Annotated in this window: 17 protein-coding genes and 1 tRNA gene; 14 read left to right on the top strand and 4 right to left on the bottom strand. The window is 40.7% G+C overall.

Translation table 11 applies throughout. From position 1 onward, the window contains the following. Positions 1-9 precede the first annotated feature (9 nt). On the bottom strand, positions 10-3,879 hold the full coding sequence (gene porU / locus AAG807_RS13150) for a type IX secretion system sortase PorU (protein WP_341904687.1): 3,870 nt from the start codon (positions 3,877-3,879) through the stop codon (positions 10-12). 156 nt (positions 3,880-4,035) lie between these two features. Here porU and AAG807_RS13145 point away from each other — a divergent pair, with 156 nt between their 5' ends. The 3 genes from AAG807_RS13145 (at position 4,036) to murF (ending at position 8,437) form a co-directional block, all read left to right on the top strand. Continuing rightward, a complete protein-coding gene (locus tag AAG807_RS13145) occupies positions 4,036-5,001 on the top strand; it encodes a type IX secretion system membrane protein PorP/SprF (protein ID WP_341904684.1) in 966 nt (321 codons plus the stop codon). Positions 5,002-5,083: 82 nt separating this feature from the next. Then, positions 5,084-7,096, top strand: coding sequence for an SUMF1/EgtB/PvdO family nonheme iron enzyme (locus AAG807_RS13140; protein ID WP_341904682.1), 2,013 nt, complete (start codon positions 5,084-5,086; stop codon positions 7,094-7,096). A 57-nt stretch (positions 7,097-7,153) separates the two neighbouring features. After that, on the top strand, positions 7,154-8,437 hold the full coding sequence (gene murF, locus AAG807_RS13135) for a UDP-N-acetylmuramoyl-tripeptide--D-alanyl-D-alanine ligase (RefSeq protein ID WP_341904679.1): 1,284 nt from the start codon (positions 7,154-7,156) through the stop codon (positions 8,435-8,437). A gap of 68 nt (positions 8,438-8,505) precedes the next feature. On the opposite strand, the gene AAG807_RS13130 is transcribed toward murF, so the two are convergent. After that, the gene (locus AAG807_RS13130) at positions 8,506-9,627 is read right to left on the bottom strand and encodes an acyl-CoA dehydrogenase family protein (protein ID WP_341904677.1); all 1,122 of its coding nucleotides are present in this window, start codon (positions 9,625-9,627) and stop codon (positions 8,506-8,508) included. Positions 9,628-9,698: 71 nt separating this feature from the next. On the opposite strand from AAG807_RS13130, the gene AAG807_RS13125 reads away from it, so the two are divergent. From AAG807_RS13125 to AAG807_RS13075, 11 genes are all read left to right on the top strand, one after another. Continuing rightward, positions 9,699-10,769 carry an anhydro-N-acetylmuramic acid kinase gene (locus AAG807_RS13125; RefSeq protein ID WP_341904675.1) on the top strand — a complete coding sequence of 357 codons (1,071 nt, stop codon included), beginning with the start codon at positions 9,699-9,701 and terminating at the stop codon, positions 10,767-10,769. 113 nt (positions 10,770-10,882) lie between these two features. Then, on the top strand, positions 10,883-12,112 hold the full coding sequence (locus AAG807_RS13120) for a Glu/Leu/Phe/Val dehydrogenase dimerization domain-containing protein (protein WP_341904672.1): 1,230 nt from the start codon (positions 10,883-10,885) through the stop codon (positions 12,110-12,112). An 86-nt stretch (positions 12,113-12,198) separates the two neighbouring features. Further along, complete coding sequence (gene nhaA / locus AAG807_RS13115; RefSeq protein ID WP_341904669.1) at positions 12,199-13,401, top strand: Na+/H+ antiporter NhaA; 1,203 nt, start codon at positions 12,199-12,201, stop codon at positions 13,399-13,401. A gap of 174 nt (positions 13,402-13,575) precedes the next feature. Then, on the top strand, positions 13,576-14,313 hold the full coding sequence (locus tag AAG807_RS13110) for a MotA/TolQ/ExbB proton channel family protein (RefSeq protein ID WP_341904667.1): 738 nt from the start codon (positions 13,576-13,578) through the stop codon (positions 14,311-14,313). Beyond that, a complete protein-coding gene (locus AAG807_RS13105) occupies positions 14,304-14,699 on the top strand; it encodes a biopolymer transporter ExbD (protein ID WP_341904665.1) in 396 nt (131 codons plus the stop codon). Before AAG807_RS13110 ends, AAG807_RS13105 begins: the two co-directional genes overlap by 10 nt. Before the next feature lie 17 nt (positions 14,700-14,716). Continuing rightward, positions 14,717-15,463: a hypothetical protein gene (locus AAG807_RS13100; protein WP_341904662.1), complete on the top strand. Its 747-nt coding sequence runs from the start codon at positions 14,717-14,719 to the stop codon at positions 15,461-15,463. Between the two features lie 93 nt (positions 15,464-15,556). Next, on the top strand, positions 15,557-16,330 hold the full coding sequence (locus AAG807_RS13095; protein WP_341904659.1) for a hypothetical protein: 774 nt from the start codon (positions 15,557-15,559) through the stop codon (positions 16,328-16,330). A 77-nt stretch (positions 16,331-16,407) separates the two neighbouring features. After that, positions 16,408-17,355 carry a hypothetical protein gene (locus AAG807_RS13090; RefSeq protein ID WP_341904656.1) on the top strand — a complete coding sequence of 316 codons (948 nt, stop codon included), beginning with the start codon at positions 16,408-16,410 and terminating at the stop codon, positions 17,353-17,355. Continuing rightward, a complete protein-coding gene (locus AAG807_RS13085; RefSeq protein WP_341904654.1) occupies positions 17,273-18,604 on the top strand; it encodes a folylpolyglutamate synthase/dihydrofolate synthase family protein in 1,332 nt (443 codons plus the stop codon). Before AAG807_RS13090 ends, AAG807_RS13085 begins: the two co-directional genes overlap by 83 nt. Positions 18,605-18,662: 58 nt before the next feature. Continuing rightward, a tRNA-Val gene (locus AAG807_RS13080) sits at positions 18,663-18,740 on the top strand. Positions 18,741-18,807: 67 nt separating this feature from the next. Further along, the gene (locus AAG807_RS13075) at positions 18,808-19,107 is read left to right on the top strand and encodes a GIY-YIG nuclease family protein (RefSeq protein ID WP_341904651.1); all 300 of its coding nucleotides are present in this window, start codon (positions 18,808-18,810) and stop codon (positions 19,105-19,107) included. Positions 19,108-19,258: 151 nt separating this feature from the next. Here AAG807_RS13075 and AAG807_RS13070 read toward each other — a convergent pair whose 3' ends face one another. Both AAG807_RS13070 and AAG807_RS13065 read right to left on the bottom strand, forming a co-directional pair. Next, entirely contained in the window at positions 19,259-20,212 is a 954-nt protein-coding gene (locus AAG807_RS13070) for a transposase (protein WP_341905060.1), read from the bottom strand. 19 nt (positions 20,213-20,231) lie between these two features. Beyond that, the gene (locus AAG807_RS13065; protein WP_341904648.1) at positions 20,232-20,585 is read right to left on the bottom strand and encodes a transposase; all 354 of its coding nucleotides are present in this window, start codon (positions 20,583-20,585) and stop codon (positions 20,232-20,234) included. Positions 20,586-20,648: the final 63 nt, after the last annotated feature.

Here is a 20,648-nt window from a genome sequence, read left to right as displayed (position 1 = left end):
ATTGTGCAACTATCTCAAAAGAACTAATTTTTCCATCTTTTGAGCTTTTTTGCCATCCGGCATCGTGACTTTTAGTTGATAAACATAAACTCCCTTAGCTAATTGGTCTCCAAAATCATCTTTACCATCCCAAGAAATCCCTTCCACCCGGAAGCCACTTGTCGGCACCAATTGATTGATTGTTTTTACCAATCGACCGGAAACAGTATAAATATTGATCTGAGTTTCCAAAGATGCACAAGATTGATTGTGTTCATACATGAACGTCGTATGTGTGGTAAACGGATTCGGATAATTCAAAACGTGATCCAATTGGACATCCTGATCTTCAGTCACCGTAAATTCCAAACGAACGGTACTTGAATTATTGTTCACGTCCCACATTTTGACATCCAGGGTATGTTGACCCACTGCCACATTGCGGAGCGTATACTGAAGCTTCCCGTCCTGATAACTATCCAAATTTGATTTGTAATACTCATTCAGAACAATCGGACTTCCCGTATTTCCATCCAATACTGCGGTGATATCGTGTCCGATTCCGTTCCCAACCGTGTTGATCCCATTCTCATCATGCGCCTCAACTACCAACAAAGGATTGGAACTGGCGATACTTCCATTCACAAAGGAATCGTCATTCAAATAGATCTTCAATTCCGGACCGACATTATCAACCGGAGGATTTGGATTGATACCTCCTACAACAAAGGTACTATCCCAGCCATCAGCATCAACTACTTTATTATCGGCATAATAACTGATCTTCCCTCTTCCATAATTAAAATCTATATCCTTGGGAACTACAAACTCAAATTTAAAATCCCCGTTCGTAACCGTTGCTCGACCTTTATACAAGGCATTCTTTTGCGTTTTAAATGAAATGATCGGTGAATCCTGGTCATTTCCTAATGTCTGAACAATCTTAGGCTTATCGAAAATCGTAGGAGACAATACCCCATTGAAAGACGTCAGCTTGTTTCCGGAATTGTCTTCCAAGTGTCCGACAATATGCATTTTTGTAAGTGCCCGAACTGTATCTGCTCCATTTGAAATGGCTACATGATTAATAGAATCGGTAACAATCTTCCATTTAGGCAGACAAATTTTCAAGGCAGGATCTCCGATCAGGTTAAAACATCTTCTGTTATCCGAAGAACCCGAAGAATTTTTGGTTCTTCTCATGATTTCCCCGAAAGGAAGCGGATCAAAATTCGCATCGCGTTCAATCACATGTGTAAACAAACTTGCCACTACCACTGTATTGATTGAAATATAAACAGACCGGGTAGTTGTCATCAATGCAATCGATCCTCCTTTCGGATTCAAGGAGATCAACTCTCCGATCGATTCTCTGGAAGGATCATCAAACTTGGTGAACTCACAAGTAGCAGTAACAAACAATCCCATTCTATTCAGGTTTGTCCAGGCATTTACTTGCGGAATGGTAATAATTCGTTCCTCTGCTGCTCCTACCTCACCACCGTGACCAATGTAGTTGGTGATCAGACTCCCTCTTTCGACACGGTCCGTTATAGCATTCAAAACATCCGGATAACGATGCCCACCTGTTGTGGACACTTGTGTATACGCGTCGGAATAAATTTTCTCGCAATTCATTTCGTTTGCAGAACCTTGAACCTGGTTAAAAGCAGGCTCTGCGTCTGCAGTTACGAATGAACCACCTTGCTCGTCATCCGTAATATTGGTATAAACCTGTCTCCAGTCCCCGAACATATTTGCAGTTTCTCCAATGCAACAGCTGTTCGGATCATTCGATATGATGGGCGAATTGATTCCATTCTTCAGGTAATGTTCGATCTTATCCACTTGGGTCTGAGCATGCGTGGCATTTGAAATCAACAAACGTCCGACACCGATATCCATCAAATCCAATCCACTGATCGATTCATTATTATCCAACAATCCAAAATAATCATCCGTCACCAAAGCTGCTATATGATCTTCCGAATTCAAGTATTCATAAGTCGGAATCATGTAATTATTTCCTGCTACGCGATTTTTAGGATCGTAAGTTGCATCACCGAACAGACAAAGGTATTTGGGTTGCAATGCCACATTCCCTCCTGCGCGTTCATAGAACATTTTTACAAATCGTCTGATTGCAGTGGCATCCTGATTTCCCGAGGAAAATTCATTGTATACCTGCTCAATATCCACCACCACAGTTGACAATCCATTCGCCTCATGCAAATTCCCTAATCGAACCGCTTGATTCAGGAATTGTTTCGGGCTTACGATAATATAATCGTATTGTCCCAAAGCATGTAAATCCTGGTTATCCACTTGCTTCACAAAACCCGGCTGTCCAAAATTGGTCTCATTAAAGACCACAAACTCACGTAAGGTATCCGTACTCTGTTTGAATGAAAAGATTCCGTTGGATAAAGTTCCTTCGATAAGCTGAGGATTCGTTTTTGAACTCACATCCCACACATGATTGACCGACGTCATTCCGGAAACAGTAAACAAACTCACATTTCCAACTCCAACAGAGTTCACATCCCTGAAAAGCATGAAATTGCCATAAAATGACAAACTTCTTCTTCCAACGATCTGAATGAAATCCAAATATGCTCTTACGGAAGCATTCACCCTAATCAAGGTATACCCCAACTCAATGGATGATGTTGACGGATTAAAAGAAAAAGTTGTCGCATTTCGAATATAATCTCCACCGGTAGAACTCAAGGGCATACTATTCACCTGGTTTCCGTTGTAAGTTACTTGAAAACTATTCCCTGATGTATTGGCATTCGTAGCAGTTGCATATTTAACCTGAATAGGAGTTCCCGGGTCAACACCAGGAATATTAAATTTGAACGATTGCGTCAATGTCGCATCAAACGACTCACCATACCAAACCTGTCCTCCTTGCACCAAATTAACCAACTCATTTTCATGAATATCATAATAGGTATAGGAATTCACTGTTTGCGTTGAAGGTAAAGGAGATTCAGGAAGATTTTGAATTCGAAGCGGTAAATCCGTTTCATCGATGTGAATGAAATAGGTATTCACAGAACTATAGATGTGCTGATTTCTATTAAAATTGGTTCCCGTACCGCGATCCCATCGATTTGGTCCGGCACCGAAAAACAAGAAATATTCCCCTTCATCAAAAGTGGTATCTGCGTTACCTACAAATTGAATGGAGTTCTTTTTCAGATCATCACGATAAGGGTCACTGTTCAATTCAGATAGTCTTCCGTCAGCATTTCCGTACAAATTGATTGTTTTCGGATCCAAATTATCCACATCCAATCCCATATCCTTGAAGAAAGCTTTGTTTAACTGGAAAATCCCGTCATTCGATACCGTGATCTTATACCAGGCACCACTATTCAATACCGAACTGGTTGCATAGCTTTTCAATTGACCGGAATAAGAAGTTGCTGCGCCTACTGGAGTCACCCGGAGTTTATACGAAATGATTTTTTCGAATCCGGATGGGGTGAGTATATAAGGTATACATTTTGAATTCAGGTAATTCTCATTTCGCGACTTGGAAACTTTCGCTTCAATCTGTGCCGAATTCGGAATTTGAACCTTGATTCCATTCAGATAATTTTTCTCATAAGAGCTAACAACCTCCGTTTTCACATCGATAATTGCCACCTGATAACTGCCCGATTTGAACTTTTGCTGAAAGGAATGCGCGGGAAGTTGATTTTCAAAATCATCTCCTTCAATGAATGGAACCATTGTTTTGACGCCATTAATCGTCAATTCTTTCGGTTCTCCCCATTGAATTTCCACAGAAACATCCTGAGCCACAGATGAATGCCCTATCAAAAGCAAAATGATGAGTTTGTAATATTTGTTAAAAATGTAACTTGCTTGTGTTTTGTCGTTTTTCATAGCACAAAATTCGAAAACTAGATGAATGTTCAATCAAACGTATGAATTCTTTTTTTATTTTTGTGTTTCGGCGATTTAGTTGTAACCATTGTATTTTTTTTTCGTAACATTGGCAAACCAATGCTACAAATTTAGCTTGAAAATATTCTTAACCGAATGAGAAATATTAAACTATTAGCGTTTGTTGGATGCTTATTTGGCTCGTGTCAGTTATATGCACAAGACCCAACTTTTACGCAGTTTTACGCGAACCCCTTGTACCTGAACCCTGCTTTTGCCGGATCTCACGGATGTGCTCGTTTTTCTATGAATTATCGAAACGAATGGCCTAGTCTTTCTGGGAACTATGTTACCTATAGCGCATCTTATGACCAATACTTCAAAAACATCTCGGGGGGGATTGGAATTTTAGCTACTCATGACATGCAAGGTCAGGGTACGATTAACACATCTATGTTAGGCTTAGTTTACTCTTACCACTTGAAAGTAAATAGAAAGTTTGCGATGCTTTTTGGCGTTCGAGCTGCCTGGTACCAGAAATTTTTGGACTGGGATAAATTGACTTTCGGAGATATGATTGATCCTAGAAGAGGTTTCATTTACCAAACCGGCGATTTGAAGCGAGGTGGTTCAAGAGGTTTCTTTGATGCATCAGCTGGATTTGTAGGGTATTCGAAACATTTCTTTTTTGGTGGAGCAGTTCACCATTTGAATATGCCTAATGAGTCTGTAATTATTGGTAATTCACCAATGCCTATGCGATTTACAGGACATATCGGTGCTGAAATTCCTCTAGGTGGTAAATCCAAGTATAACAATACAACTTCCATCATGCCGAACATCATATACCAATACCAACAAGGTTTCCAGGAAATCAACATTGGTACATATATCAAATATGGTGCTTTCAATGCTGGTGCATGGTTCAGAAACAGAGATGCGTTTATCCTTACAATTGGTATTACGACTCCTTCTTTCCGAATCGGCTATAGCTATGATGTTACAGTTTCGAGATTAAATAATGGTGTTTCAGGTGGTTCACATGAAGTTTCATTAGGTATCTATACCAAGTGTAAAGGTCCTACTAAAACGTTCAAAACAATTTCTTGTCCATCATTCTAACTATTTTTTGTAACCTTTTGTTGATAATCCGTTTATAAACTTAACTTTGGTGTCCCAAAAAAACGAAAAACAAACCAAGCATATGAAAATGTTGCGTTTATTTATCTTAGCAGTTGCAGGTGTTGCAATAGCTTCATGTAGTCGAGATTCATCCTCTAACACAGGATGGGATTACAACAATGTACAGCATGGAGGCTTTCAAAAAGTTCCGTTTGTAGATCAGGAAACTGGTCCCGGACTGATCTTGGTCGAAGGTGGTACATTCACAATGGGTATGGTCGAACAAGATGTTATGTTTGACTATAACAATCGTCCAGCTCGTGTAACAGTTTCATCCTTTTATATGGATCAGACTGAGGTTACGAATTTCCACTGGTTAGAGTATTTGTACTGGATTAAGAGATCTTATGAAAAGTACAACATGGTTTATCGCAATGCATTGCCGGATACGCTTTCTTGGAGAAGTCCTTTGGCGTTCATGGATAAATATGTCGATTATTACCTGCGTCACCCTGCATATAGAGATTACCCGGTTGTTGGTGTATCTTGGATTCAGGCAACAGACTATTGTAAATGGCGTACCGACCGTGTGAATGAGTACATTTTAATCCGTGAAGGCGTTTTAGGATGGGATATTGATGCAGCAGATGCAGAAACATTCAATACAGATGCTTATTTAGTAGGTCAATTCGAACAAGACGAAGAGCTTGGTGGAAGAAAATTAAAAGATTTGGATCCATCCAATAGAGATGGTAAGAAATTAGGTGAGCGTATCGTTCGTATGGAAGATGGAATTCTTCTTCCAAGATACCGTCTCCCAACTGAAGCTGAATGGGAATACGCAGCTATTGGATTAATCGGAAACCTTTCTGAAGGAACTGAGGTAATCACTGAGCGTCGTCAATATCCTTGGAATGGTCACTTCGTTCGTCAGGACAATAAAGAATTTACAGGTGCGATCCGCGCTAACTTCGTAAGAGGTAAAGGGGATTACATGGGGGTTGCCGGTCGTTTGAATGACGGTGCGGACGTAACAGCTCCGGTTGAGTCTTTCTGGCCGAATGATTATGGTTTATACCACATGGCGGGTAACGTTTCCGAATGGGTTATGGATGTTTACCGTCCGTTGACTTCTGAAGATTACGATGAGTTCCGTCCATTCCGTGGAAATGTATTCCAAACGAAAGTTTTGAATAACGATGGAATCGTAGAGCAAAAAGACCAACAAGTAATGTACGATGTTCACGGTATGAAAGAATACCTGAATGCTTTCGAACGGGTACGTTACCAACGTGTATCTGCAGCGAATCACGATCCGAACGATTCAATCATTCCTTCTGGAGTTCAAATGCACAACAAAGCTGAGTTCCGTACAAAACGTGGAGTTGCTCCGGATGAGTACTATGTTTCTCATGGAAAAAAGAAAGACTCTATCGAGTTAGCGCTTATTGCTGAAATCGGTGCTGTATTAGACAGAGCAATTCTTGACAAGAATGATAAATACGATATTGAAGCATCTTCTTTGGTTCAGGACGAAATTTTCGAGGGAATTTTCGCTGAGCGTACAAGACAAGGTCGTGATGAGGAATACTCTTTCGAAATCATCCCTATGCTTCGTGAAGGATTCAATCAGTTTATCATTGGTACTCCAGGAAAATTGAAATACAGAAATGTAACTGAGGAAGAGAACATCAGTCGTTTGAACTACCGTAAAGATGATTACATCGATTACTTGGATGGTGATATTGAAAGTTCCATTTACTATGACAATGACGATCGTAAAAACGGAATCAATGAGGCAACTCGTGATCCACATCTGATCATGTACCAAAACGAATACGAAACATACGATTTGAATGGTACTCCAATCAAACCGGAAGATAGAACATCTTGGCCAACAACTTTGATCTCTGATAAATCAAGAGTTTACAAAGGTGGTTCTTGGAGAGATCGTGCTTATTGGTTGAATGCTGGATCTAGAAGATTCCTGGATGAAGACCAATCTACATGTACAATCGGATTCCGTTGCGCGATGGATCGAGTTGGAAGCCCGGTAGGACATAACTACGGTAAAAAGAAACAAAAGAAAAAATAATATTCACCTATTAATTGAAGCCCCGATAATAAAACTGTCGGGGCTTTTTTATGAACCATGGAAGCACTATATACCGTATTTCAAGCTAGCACGGGTGTAGAAACAGACACACGCAAAATCAAAAAAGGATCCTTATTCTTTTGTTTAAAAGGAGCTAATTTCGATGGGAATACCTTTGCCGAAGAAGCAATCAAATCAGGTGCTCTGGCAGCAGTGATTGATAACCCGGAATACCAGATTGAAGGAAAAACAATTTTGGTAGAGGATTCGCTGCTTGCGCTCCAGAACCTTGCAAGACATCACCGCAATCAATTTCAAATTCCCATCATCGGAATTACCGGAAGTAATGGAAAAACAACCTCAAAAGAGCTTATTTCAGCCGTATTGGCTACTCAATTCCAGGTTCATTTCACCCAAGGGAATTTCAATAATCACATTGGTGTTCCGCTAACCCTTTTGCAACTGACCCAAGCACATGAAATTGCCGTCATTGAAATGGGCGCAAACAAACCCGGTGATATCAAGGAACTGGTCGAAATTGCTTTACCAACTCATGGCATTATCACCAATATCGGGAGAGCACATTTGGAAGGTTTCAAATCATTGGAGGGTGTCATTAAAACCAAAACCGAATTGTTTGACTTTTTAGCTCAGCAGAAAGGTCACATCTTTGCAAACAAGGAAGATGAAACAATCACCCGTAAACTTCCTTCAACGACGCATAATCATTTCTACAACGCCCCAACCGAATTAGGAGGTTCACTTCTGAAACTAACTCCTTTGGTTGAAATGGAATGGTCCGAACCGAATTACTCAAGTCCTGCGATTCATACCAATTTGGTGGGAGAATACAATTTCATCAATTTCCTGGCGGCAATCCGCATCGGAAGATTCTTCGGAATCAGTCCTGAGAATTGCAACAAAGCCATTTCCGAGTACAAACCAACGAACAATCGCTCACAGGTCACTAAAACGGAAAGAAACACCCTGATCGTGGATTGCTACAATGCGAATCCGACCAGTATGCGCTCTGCCCTATCCAGTTTTGCGAAAATAGATAATCATGCGAAGATTTTCATTCTGGGAGATATGCGCGAAATGGGTGAAGATGCGCCAATGGTTCACGAAGAAGTCATTCAACAAACAATCGACCTGCGCTTAAGTGGTTTCTTTATCGGTGAAGAATTCCTGAAATTCAAAGGAACACATCCGAATGCGATCTTCCTGAAATCCACCGATCCTTTGATTGAGCATTTCACCAATAATCCTCCGTCCGATTTACTCATTCTGTTGAAAGGATCGAGAGGAATTTCGTTGGAAAAGGTGATTCCCTATTTATAAAATTGATAAAAAAAAGTCGGGGCGAAAAATTTTTCGCCCCGACTTTTTTTATGGTGTTATCCGACTAATTAATCAGCCAAAATATTTCTTGAAATAACAATCTTTTGTACTTCAGAAGTTCCTTCGTAAATCTGAGTGATCTTCGCATCGCGCATCAAACGCTCCACGTGATACTCTTTTACGTATCCGTAACCTCCATGAATCTGAACAGCTTCAACCGTTTGCTCCATTGCCACTTTCGAAGCGTACAATTTAGCCATTGCTGAAGATTGGTCGAAGTTTCTACCTGCATCTTTATCAGCAGCAGCACGATAAACCAACAAACGGGCAGCTTCAATTTCTGTAGCCATGTCTGCAATTTTGAATGCTATTGCCTGGTGCTTGTAAATCTCTTTTCCGAATGCCTTGCGTTCTTTCGAATAAGCAGTTGCCAATTCAAATCCTCCGGCAGCGATTCCGATACGTCCACCGGAAAGCGTTTTCATCGCGAATTTGAAACCGAATCCATCTTCACCGATACGATTCTCTTTCGGAACCTTTACATCCTGGAACATCAATGTATGCGTATCACTTCCGCGAATACCCAATTTATCTTCTTTCGCTCCAACGATGAAACCTTCCATTCCGCGTTCAACGATCAATGCGTTAATTCCTCTGTGACCCAATTCAGCATTGGTTTGAGCAATCACAATATAAGTGGAAGCAGTAGAACCATTTGTAATCCAGTTTTTCGTACCGTTTAACAAATAGTAATCTCCCATATCGATAGCTGTCGTACGTTGAGATGTAGCATCTGATCCAGCCTCAGGCTCAGACAAACAAAAAGCTCCGATTTTCTCTCCTTTTGCAAGGGGAACCAGGTACTTCATTTTTTGCTCTTCGTTACCGAATTTCTCAATCCCCCAACAAACCAGGGAATTGTTCACTGACATACAAACCGAAGAAGAAGCATCTACTTTGGAAATCTCTTCCATCGCAAGTACGTAGGACATCGTGTCCATACCTCCACCTCCATACTTCGGGTCAACCATCATTCCTAAGAACCCAAGTTCACCAAGTTGCTTCATTTCTTCAACAGGAAATTTTTGATCTCTATCTCGATCTATCACCCCAGGTTTTAAAACGTTTTGAGCGAAATCACGTGCAGCTTCTTTTACCGCTTTTTGTTCTTCTGTCAATTCGAAATTCATCTGTATCGCAGTTTATTTTATATTTGTTTCAGGAGACAAATGTACCTATAAAAACTTAATTTTCGTCTTTTATGAATTCATTCAAAATAATCGGCTTAATGTCAGGCACTTCGCTTGATGGGGTCGATGTAACTTATGCAACATACACGAAGATTTCTGAGAAGAACTGGGAGTTTATCATTCATGCGTCCCACACCTTCCAATTTCCTGAAATACTGCTTTCTAGCTTACATGAAGCAAGCAAATTGTCCGGATCACAATTGGCAACTTTAGACCATGATTTGGGAGAGTTTTTCTCCTCTTCAATCAATGAGTTCATCGAAGATAAGGGGATCATACGAAACGAAGTGGATGCCATTGCTTCTCACGGTCAAACTATTTTCCATCAACCTTCACGTGGATTTACAACTCAGATTGGGAATCCGGCGGTGATTGCCGTAAGAACAGGAATCCGTACAATTGGTGATTTCCGCACGAAAGATGTACTTTATCACGGACAAGGAGCTCCTTTAGTTCCGATCGGTGACCAATACCTGTTCGGATCGAAAGCGGACGGATTTATCAATATCGGTGGCTTCGCAAACATCAGCTTTGAAGAAAAAGGAGTTGTCCGGGCTTACGATATCTGCCCGGCGAATCTACCAATGAACAAATTGGCTCGGGCAAAACACCTGGATTACGATAAAAATGGCAATCTGGCTCGTGAAGGGGAATTGAACTATTTCCTGCTCGATTTACTGAACAGTCTGGATTATTATCAGGAAGAAGGTCCGAAATCATTGGGAACGGAATGGCTGGAACAACATTTCTATCCTCTGCTCAAATTTGATAAAGATATCGAAATCAATCTGGCAACCGTTGTCGAACATATCGCTATCCAACTAGGTGAAATCTGCACCAAAAAAGACCTGAAACGAGTAATGATCACTGGCGGAGGTGCAAAAAACACCTTCCTGATCGAACGCTTCAAACGGTATTACACCGGAGAAATCATTTCTGTGGACAGTGAACTCATTGATTATAAGGAAGCTTTGATTTTTGGACTCTTGGGCGCACTCAACCTGAACAACGAACCCAATTGTCTTTCAAGCGTTACAGGCGCTACAAAAAATGTAATCGGAGGAGTTCATCATTTACCGTAAGATTCCTATTCTATCAAAAGATTCCCAGAGAATTCATCGTTTTTTCATTCTGAAAGAGCAATAATTCCTACTTTTGTCACTCAATATTTGAATGATCCAACGAATAAGTTAACATGAAAGATTTACTTCACAAGTTTGAAAATAAGCGCCCGGAAATCGTTTTCGAGTGGAAAGATGCTGAAACGGAAGCAGAAGGATGGGTGGTCATCAACTCCTTGCGCGGTGGTGCAGCTGGTGGAGGTACCCGTATGCGTGTCGGTTTGGACAAACGTGAGGTAGAAAGTCTTGCAAAAACAATGGAAGTGAAATTCACTGTTGCCGGACCTCCAATAGGTGGAGCTAAATCCGGAATCAACTTTGACCCGAAAGATTCGCGTAAAGAGGGTGTTTTGAGACGTTGGTACGCAGCTGTTACTCCACTTTTGAAACATTACTATGGAACAGGAGGAGATTTGAATGTGGACGAAATTCACGAGGTCATTCCAATTACGGAAGATTGTGGAATCTGGCATCCGCAAGAAGGTGTCTTTAACGGACATTTTCAACCGAGAGAAGCTCAGAAAATCAATCGTATCGGTCAATTGAGACAAGGTGTCTTGAAAGTGATCGAAGACCCACAATACAGTCCGAGCGTACAAAAAAAGTTTGTTATCGCTGACATGATCACCGGATACGGTGTTGCTCAGTCAGTAGCTCATTACTATGATATTTGGGGCGGCGACCTGAAAGGAAAGAAAGTCATCGTTCAAGGTTGGGGAAATGTAGCTTCAGCCGGAGCTTATTATTTGGCTCAATCGGGTGCTAAAATCGTTGGGATCATTGACCGCGTTGGTGGATTGATCAATGAAAACGGATTCTCTTTGGAAGAGATTAAGGACTTGTTCCTGACTAAAAACGGGAACGAGATCATTCACCCGGATTTGAAGTCGTTTGACGAGATCAATGCGAAAATCTGGGATATCCAGGCAGATGTTTTCATTCCTTGTGCTGCATCCCGTCTGATAACACAAGAACAGGTTGATCGCATGATCAAATCCGGAGTTCAAGTTATTGCTGCAGGAGCAAATGTTCCGTTTGCAGATAAGGAAATTTTCTTCGGACCAATTGCGGATTATGCAGATAATCACATCTCAGTTATTCCCGATTTCATTTCCAATTGTGGAATGGCACGTGTTTTTGCTTACCTGATGAGTAACGACCTGAAGGAATTGACTGATAAAGGAATTTTCGAGGATACAAGCAAAATCATTGGCGACGCTTTAAGAAAAGCACACGCTGCAAACTCATCCAAAACAGGAATTGCAAAAGCTGCATTTGAGATTGCGCTGAACCAGTTAGTATAATGTAGTTCAATTGTTCAAAAAGTAAAAAAGTTCAAGTTTTAAAACCTTTGAACTCTTTGAACATTTGAACGTTTTGAACTTTCAAAATGGCAAAACAAAGATCAGATAATAGCGTATTCAAAAAGTTTTTTGAAAGTGAGAAATCAAGTGGTTTAGTGCTGATCGCATTCACCATTCTGTCTCTGCTATTGGCTAATTCTTCGATCAAACATTCCTATACCGAATTTTGGGAATATTCCCTTGGTGGGATGAAAATCGAACATTGGGTCAATGATGGTCTGATGGCTGTTTTCTTCCTATTGGTTGGACTGGAACTGAAACGTGAATTCCTGGTTGGCGAACTTTCTTCCCTTAAAAAAGCCACCCTTCCGATCTTCAGTGCATTAGGTGGAATGTTGATTCCTGCAGGAATTTTCGTATTTGTAAACCTGGGCAAACCAACTGTTTCCGGCTTCGGGATTCCCATGGCAACAGATATCGCTTTTGCTTTGGGAGCACTTTCGCTTTTGGGAAATAAAGTTCCACTCTCTATCAAGGTTTTCCTGACAGCTTTGGCTGTAATTGATGATTTGGGTGCAATTGTGGTCATTGGAGTCTTTTATACCAAAACCATTTTCTGGTTGAATTTTGCCATCGCAATCGCCATTTTTGGAACACTCCTGATCCTGAACAAGCTCAAAATCACTTCACTTCTAATCTATGTCCCGCTGGGAATCGTCATGTGGTATTTCATGCTTCATTCCGGAATCCATGCTACGATTACGGGAGTTCTCCTTGCCTTGGCGATTCCTGCATTCAGTAAAAACACGAAGACCGAATCTCCTTCCCATCGACTCCAGCATCTGCTCCACTACCCTGTTCCATTTGTCATTCTGCCATTGTTTGCTTTGGTAAATACAGCAATTGACATTGGTCCGAATTGGGATAAAGCATTGTTCAGTGACGCCAGTTTGGGAATTATCCTTGGACTTGTACTTGGAAAACCGATTGGAATCATTGTTTTTACCTGGATTTCCATTCGTTTCAAATTTGCAGATAAACCGGCGGGAACGACCTGGAGTCAGTTATTCGGTGTTGGTATTCTCGGAGGAATCGGTTTCACCATGTCGATTTTCGTCACTATTCTGGCTTTCACAGATAAGGAAATCATCAACGATTCCAAATTCGCCATCCTGATTTCCTCCTTATTAGCAGGTTTAATTGGCTATCTGTGGCTAAAAGCGAGTTTCAAAGACCGACCTAAAACAAAAAAGCCTCAAAAAGCGCGTTTAAAGGGGTCCTCAAATTAATCCCCAACCTGTAACCAAATCTTCCTCTGCGAGTTATTGAAAGTAGACACGCGAATCGCAAAAATCCAATCCCTATAAACAAAATGCTGTGAATATCTCTTTATTAAAAGGGCAAATCATCTAGTATTGGGGCGTATTTTTGGAAATTGATTCATGTATTCATTTATAAACCAGATGAGAAAAGCAGCAATATTTACAATTTTATTTTTGGCAACTCCACTATTGAGTTTAGCGCAAGTCGTTAGAGACAGTATTCCGGAAGCTGAAAAAGCAGCGAAAGCAGGTGAAAAGATTACGGCATTGGAATTCGTAATGAAGGGTGGTGTTTTCATCATTCCGATCATCATCTTGTTGTTCTACACCCTGTATGTTGTGATTGAGCGCTACCGTTACATCCGTCGCATGTCCGTGTACAATTCGAATTTATTGAATGACATCCGAATGAACCTGGAGAAAGGAAATATTCAGGATGCTTTGAATCAGGTTCAACGCGACCAAAGCGCTTACGGATCAGTAGTTGCAGAAGGAATCCAGACTATCGGACGACCGGTTTCTGAAATCGAATCCAACATGGAAAAAGTTGCCAATATCGAAATCGGTAAAATGGAAAAAGGAATGGGGATTCTGGGATTGATCGCAGGTATTGCTCCAACCTTCGGTTTTATCGGTACGATTGCCGGGGTAATCAAAATCTTCTACAACATCTCGATTTCTGAAAACGTGAGTATCGGAAATATCTCCGGAGGTCTCTACGAAAAGATGATCAGTTCCGGAGCCGGTTTGGTTGTAGGTATTATCGCTTATTCCGCATACCACATTCTAAATGCGATGATCGATAGCTACACCTTGAAAATTCAATCAACCAACTTAGGATTTATCAACATCATTCAACGTCCGGGAAAATGGCAATAATTCGCAAAAAACGCTTCCATGCCGGGGTAGAATCCTCGTCCATGAGTGACATCATGTTCTTCTTGCTTTTGTTCTTTTTGATCATCTCTACATTGGCAAATCCGAACGTGATTCAGGTTCCGCTTCCAGATGCAAAAGACACGGGAGTTACAACTACACAACATTTGACTTTAACTGTCACAAGTGATAAAAAATATTACCTGGACAAGGAAGAAGTCACTCCTGAAAACCTGGAAGTAAGATTATTACAGGAAACAAAATTGCGAAAAGATGAAACCGTAGTACTTCGTCCTGCGTATGACTTGGATGTGCAGGAGTTGATAGACTTATTGCAACTTGGATTGAAGCATCAATTGAAGTTTGTAATTGCTACCAAAGCCGGGTAATATTAAATTCAGGAAATATGTCCATTCGTGTTGAAACAGAACAAACTTACGGGATTAAGGATCGTAAAATTGCCGGGATAATTGCATTCGCGGCTTTTGTATTGTTAGCAACTCTGTTTGGTTTCATTGGATACCGTATTTCGAATCCTCCATTACCAAAACAAGCACCATCTGAGGAAATGACACTCATTCCTCTCGACCCACAGATTTTGAACCAAATTCAGAAAGGTGGTCAAGCCGGAACTCCTGCCAAGGCGGAAAAATCACAGATCACTCCTGAACAAATGGAACAGATCCTGACTCAACAGAGCAGTACTTCACATTTGAAATCGGGAAAATCCGATATCACCAATACGAATACCCCGAATAATAATCCTTCAAGTGCACAACATGTGAGTGACAATCCATTCGCAACCGGCGGGATCAATGGAGGGAAATACAGAGGGAAAAATTTGGAAGGGATGCGCGATGATCAGATCAGTGAGTCCAAATCGACAGAAAAAGTAACTCGTTTTTTGGTTAAAGTCCCGAATACAGATAACATTAAATCAGACGAAAACTGTAAAATCGTCTTAGCTGTTTTAGTAGACCCGAATGGAACCATTATCGGGAATCCGACCGTTGTAAAAGGTAGTTCTACAACCAACAATACGGTTTTGGTCAATCAGGTGATCAGCTCGGTTAAGAATCAATCCCAATTCAACAAAGCAAATGTGACAAAGAATATGAAGGAAACAATTACGATCCATATTATCGCGAACTAATTTGCTAAAAGTCATTAAAAAAATGAACTATTCCGGTCTTGAGTGGTAAATTACAAGGTAACTGCGAATAGGAAACAATAAAAATTAAAGAACATGGAAGAATTTGGTTTGGAAACAGAAAGAACTTACGAAGTAAAAGATCGTAAAGTTGCCGGAATCATCGCTCTATCTGCGTTTGTATTACTGCTTGCTATTCTCCATTTTCTTGGATACCGCATTCCTACACCTCCACTTCCCGAGCAATTATTGTACAAGGACATGGAAATGGAGTTAATTGCTGTTGAATTACAGGAATTACCGACAGGAACGGGTGGTGGTGGATCCGGAACTCCGGCAAAAGTGGAGCAATCCGATAAAACACCTCCTCAAATGGAACAAGTACTGACACAACATAGCAGCAATACGCATGTGAAGTCGGGAAATTCCAACATGACCAATACAAATACTCCGAATAACAATCCTCCAAGCGGACAACACGTTAGCGACAATCCATTCGGAACGGGTGGAAGCGGTGGCGGAAGCGGTTCCGGGAACGGACATGGAATCGGAAATGACGATGGAAATGGTACAGGTCCGGGATCAGGAGGTGATGGATCAGGAGGAAATGTAAGACGTTACTTGGTCGAAGAGCCCAATACAACCAATATCAAATCAGATGAAAACTGTAAGATCGTCTTGTCTGTTCTGGTTGATCCAAGTGGAAACATCATCGGAAAGCCAACCTTCGTAAAAAGTAGTTCCACAACAAACGATATGGTTTTGATAAACCAGGTTGTGAATGCTGTTAAGAATCAGGCGCGATTCAATAAAATCGATGGTTCGAAGAACATGAAACAGGCGATTACCATTCGCATTGTAGCGAACTAGTTTTCGTTAAAAGTGGTTTAAAAAAGGAATTTCTTCATTTTTTACTTGTAGATTTAAACTGGTTTACAAAGAGGTTTATGTTATTCGTATATATTCTATTTATACTCATTATTATTTTTTCACTCTACCAATATGTAGACAATAGTGAATGGGAGGAATTTCATGCGGAAAATTTCAAAACGATTTTCGAACATCGGAATAAACGCTACGGAGCGTACCAGATCAGAAACCGGCAGCCTGCTATTATGTCGTATGTGCTCCTCGGATTGGTTTTGGTGGGAGTCATTGCAGTTTATGCCAAAACAATTGTAAACAATTACGAAGGTCTGAACTCTATGACATTCAGTGATGTTTCAGATACGACCCAGTTTACACTAAACAATAAAGATGTAGAAGAGACTCCTCCAGCCCAGTTCAATTACCAGGGAGAAAACGGAGACGGCCTTCCTGAAGCAAAAGACGGCGGTGAAATCCGGGAAGACCGACCGGAAACAACCGATCCTTCTTCCAAACCGCAATCAAAACCCGAACAAACGAAACCGCGAACTCCGGAAGAATCCATCCAGGATTTTGAGAAGAAGCAATTCGAAATGGCGGGTGGTGCTGCTGAAAGGGAAAAGATCCAGAAAGAAATGGAGAAACGCCAGAAAGAGCGGGAAGAAAAGAAAAGACAGCAACAAAAACAGGAAGGCGGAAACGGTGGAAACATCGGAAATAAATCCGGGAAGCAAGGAAAAAATTTGGCAGAATGGGATGTGAACGGACGCAAACCATTGCAAGACGACCCGGATTACATCAAAATTCCAGGATACATGTGCGGAAGATCCGTTACAGCAACAATTGTTGTAAAAGTAAAAGTCAACTCCAACGGCGATGTCTATTGGGCACAATCACTCGCTCCGGCAGATGCAAATCCATGTTGTGTGGAACAAGCCCTTAATTATGCTAAAAAATCGCGCTTCGAATATTCCGAAAAACCTATCGAAGAAGGAACAATTACCTATTCTTTCAAACCGCAACAATAATTCCATGAATTATCCGGAAACCATCGATTGGTTGTTTCAACAATTTCCAGCTTACCATAATTTAGGTGCACAAGCTTATAATCCGGGATTAAAAAACATCGAAGAGCTAAGTTCTTTTTTCCATAATCCGGAAAAGGAATTGCGCTTCATTCATGTAGGAGGAACCAACGGAAAAGGTTCGGTTTCGAACATGCTGGCATCCATCCTCACGGAAAGTGGTGAAAAGGTCGGATTGTTCACTTCCCCTCACCTATTCGACTTCACAGAGCGAATCCGCATCAATGGTGCAACAATCGACGAGCAATTTGTGATTGAATTTTGCGAAAAAGTAAGAAATCATTCCTGGAATATTGAACCTTCCTTCTTCGAGATCACGTGGATGATGGCCATTCAATACTTTCGTAAGCACCATTGCTCCATCGTAGTGGCTGAAGTTGGTCTGGGAGGTCGATTGGATGCAACGAACATCATACAACCACTTATTTCCGTCATCACCAACATCGGATTGGATCATGTGAATATATTGGGTGACACCCGTGCTAAAATCGCTTTTGAGAAAGCCGGGATCATCAAACCAAACATTCCGGTTGTACTCGGTGAGGTCGATCCGGAAACATTTCCGGTTTTTGAAAGCGTTTCCACAGAACTGGATGCTGAAATCATACTTCCCCAAAAGGATGGATTCTTGCCGGAAGGGATCATCGGTTATCAGGTTGGAAATTACCACATCGTTTCCGCAGTTTGCGATCACCTGGAAGCAAACGGATTTTCCTGCGATCAACCAACACGTGAAAGCGGAATTAAAAACCTGAAGCAGAATACCGGATTCTTTGGCAGAATGGAAGTTATTTCGACTTCCCCATTGACCATTGTGGATTGTGCACACAACGCAGAAGGAATCCATGCTCTCTTTGATTCTATCAAAAAGTGGAACAAAGGAACGCTTCATTGCATTTATGGAACCAGTTCGGATAAGGATTTGGATGCGATTTTGGATGAATTTCCGAAAGATGCCCAGTTTTACTTCACCACTTTTGCCAATCCAAGAAGTGCAAGTTTGGAAGATTTACAGGAAAAAACAGATTCACGGGTAGAAAAAAAACAATTTTTTAATTCTCCGGTAAACGCATTGTCAAAAGCGCAAGATTCTGCAAACAAAGCGGATACGATTTTAATTTTCGGTTCGTTCTTTTTAGTCCACGATTTTTTTGAAGTTTTTTTTCAAAAAGGTCTTGCAGAAAAGAAATAATGCCTTATATTTGCACTCGCGTTTGAGAAGCAACGGTAACTCAAAAAACGCGAAGTATGGGGGATTAGCTCAGTTGGTTCAGAGCGCCTGCCTTACAAGCAGGATGTCGGCGGTTCGAATCCGTCATTCCCCACCACCATGAAAGTAAAAAAAGCCTTGCAAATTTTGCAAGGCTTTTTTATTTGTAGAAACTCACACTATTCATGTTCTACTCTTACATCCTTTATTCTAAGTCAACGGATTCATTTTACAAAGGCTCAACCCAAGATGTTCAAGAACGCTTGAGAAAACATAATGGAAAGTTTGAAAAGGCAACACAATTTGGAGCGCCCTGGATATTACTCTGGTATATTGGAAAACCAACTAAAGGTGAAGCTCAAATTCTAGAATACAAACTCAAGAACTTATCACGAAAGCGCACATGCGATTTCATGCTAAAATACAATGAAGGAGTCGGCGGCCCTGACGAATTGCTTCTTATAAAGCAATTGTCAGGATACTGACCGTAGCGTCAGCATTCGAATCCGTCATTCCCCACAAAAAGTTCAGATGAAAGTCTGAACTTTTTTTTTGCCCTATACTCTCGCCTCCAACATCCTGCTTAAAACGGATCAAGACCAAATTGGATCAAGGATCAAGACCAAATTCTGGGGACTAAGAATAAATTTGGGTTAATCGGAATAAAAAATATTGGATGTCCCTAACACCTCTAAATTGTGATCTGAAAGCCTTGATTTTGGCATTGAAAGATTCAGCGGCGGCATTTGTACTTCGGTTATCAAAGTAATTAAGTATTGTTTTGTAATGATTTTGGATTGTTCTAGATATGGAGTTGAAAGATTTAAAACCAGCTTTAGTTACTTTTTCATGCCATTTAGCCAATTTGGTGTAAGCGTAAATTTTGTCTTTGGTTTGTTCAAAAATACCTTTCAGTTGTTGTGCTAGTTGATAAGCTATTTGGATATCCGGATAGAGATAAAACAATATTTCAGCTCGTTGTTTTTGGTTCCTGGTCCATTTAGAAGGCTTTTTATAGAGCACATATCTGCCTCTTGCTAATAGTTGCCTGATGGTATCTCCGTTTTCAAGGATTATGGGATGGTAGGCTTTCTTTTGTCTGCGAGCTTTTTCAATCGCTTCATTTTCTACATCAAGGGCTTCCCATCGATGCTTTACGCGAAGCTCCTGAACGGCTTCCAAAGCTAGTTTTTCGACATGGAAACGATCTGTAACAAGCACAGCGTCTGGAAAGTTTTTTTTTGCAATCAAATTCATGCTTCCAGCCATATCCAGAGTTATTTCTACTACCTTTTTACGAAGCTTTAGTGGAATTTTTTGAAGTATTGTTGTAATGTATTCGGAGTTGGTTCCGGTTATGATTGCCACAATAGCACCTTGTTTTCCTTTGGCTGCTTTATTGGTGATGATGGTGTAAAGTTCCCCTTGAGAAAGGGATGTTTCATCCAGAGATAAATGAGTTCCAATATTGTCCGTAAAAAGCAAATACTCTTTTGCATGAGCAAGCTGTTCCCAGTTCCTAAAATCACTTAACCAATCCTTATGCTGTCGTTGTAGTTTCTTACCGTTGACACCATAAAATGAACCAATAGCATGGCAGTTGAACGGCTTAGAAGCGACTGATTTGTTTTAAAAAAGAGGCAAACTCATCGGTCATGCGAGTACCTTTAGCAACGATATTCCAATCTCTCTGAATAATCTCCTTGGTGCTCTTATCAGTCCATCTTCTGCGCTTTACATGCAAAAAAACATGTTTACCTCTGAGAGGAAAATCCTGAATCGTAATTTCATCATGGAATCCTTTAGAGATTAATTCTTTATGAATATGCTCTGTTGGCGGTTTATTTAATTCTTCAAAGTAAAGATGTAGCGTTTCATTTTGCTTTTCAACTTTCATTAAGTCAAAGAAATCAACCAATAACTCTGGAAGTACCAGTTTCAATAGTTCAATTTGTGGATCCAATCGCTTTTTTTTCCAAAGTTCTAAATTCTATTCAAATTCCTCCCCAACTTTTGAGAATGATCC

It is taken from the genome of Fluviicola taffensis DSM 16823 (assembly GCF_943372375.1).
GTDB lineage: Bacteria > Bacteroidota > Bacteroidia > Flavobacteriales_D > Crocinitomicaceae > Fluviicola > Fluviicola taffensis_A.
The sequence above is the reverse complement of the archived record's forward strand: the minus strand, read 5'-3'. Positions and strand labels throughout refer to the sequence as shown.

Bases quoted from the DNA above. Each gene is read 5' to 3' on its own strand.
- AAG807_RS13145 (WP_341904684.1), top strand. From the start codon at position 4,036: ATGAGAAATATTAAACTATTAGCGTTTGTTGGATGCTTATTTGGCTCG.
- AAG807_RS13140 (WP_341904682.1), top strand. From the start codon at position 5,084: ATGAAAATGTTGCGTTTATTTATCTTAGCAGTTGCAGGTGTTGCAATA.
- AAG807_RS13130 (WP_341904677.1), bottom strand. From the start codon at position 9,627: ATGAATTTCGAATTGACAGAAGAACAAAAAGCGGTAAAAGAAGCTGCA.
- AAG807_RS13100 (WP_341904662.1), top strand. From the start codon at position 14,717: ATGTCCATTCGTGTTGAAACAGAACAAACTTACGGGATTAAGGATCGT.
- AAG807_RS13105 (WP_341904665.1), top strand. From the start codon at position 14,304: ATGGCAATAATTCGCAAAAAACGCTTCCATGCCGGGGTAGAATCCTCG.
- AAG807_RS13085 (WP_341904654.1), top strand. From the start codon at position 17,273: ATGCTAAAAAATCGCGCTTCGAATATTCCGAAAAACCTATCGAAGAAG.
- AAG807_RS13110 (WP_341904667.1), top strand. From the start codon at position 13,576: ATGAGAAAAGCAGCAATATTTACAATTTTATTTTTGGCAACTCCACTA.
- nhaA (WP_341904669.1), top strand. From the start codon at position 12,199: ATGGCAAAACAAAGATCAGATAATAGCGTATTCAAAAAGTTTTTTGAA.
- AAG807_RS13090 (WP_341904656.1), top strand. From the start codon at position 16,408: ATGTTATTCGTATATATTCTATTTATACTCATTATTATTTTTTCACTC.
- AAG807_RS13125 (WP_341904675.1), top strand. From the start codon at position 9,699: ATGAATTCATTCAAAATAATCGGCTTAATGTCAGGCACTTCGCTTGAT.
- AAG807_RS13120 (WP_341904672.1), top strand. From the start codon at position 10,883: ATGAAAGATTTACTTCACAAGTTTGAAAATAAGCGCCCGGAAATCGTT.
- porU (WP_341904687.1), bottom strand. From the start codon at position 3,879: ATGAAAAACGACAAAACACAAGCAAGTTACATTTTTAACAAATATTAC.
- AAG807_RS13075 (WP_341904651.1), top strand. From the start codon at position 18,808: ATGTTCTACTCTTACATCCTTTATTCTAAGTCAACGGATTCATTTTAC.
- murF (WP_341904679.1), top strand. From the start codon at position 7,154: ATGGAAGCACTATATACCGTATTTCAAGCTAGCACGGGTGTAGAAACA.
- AAG807_RS13095 (WP_341904659.1), top strand. From the start codon at position 15,557: ATGGAAGAATTTGGTTTGGAAACAGAAAGAACTTACGAAGTAAAAGAT.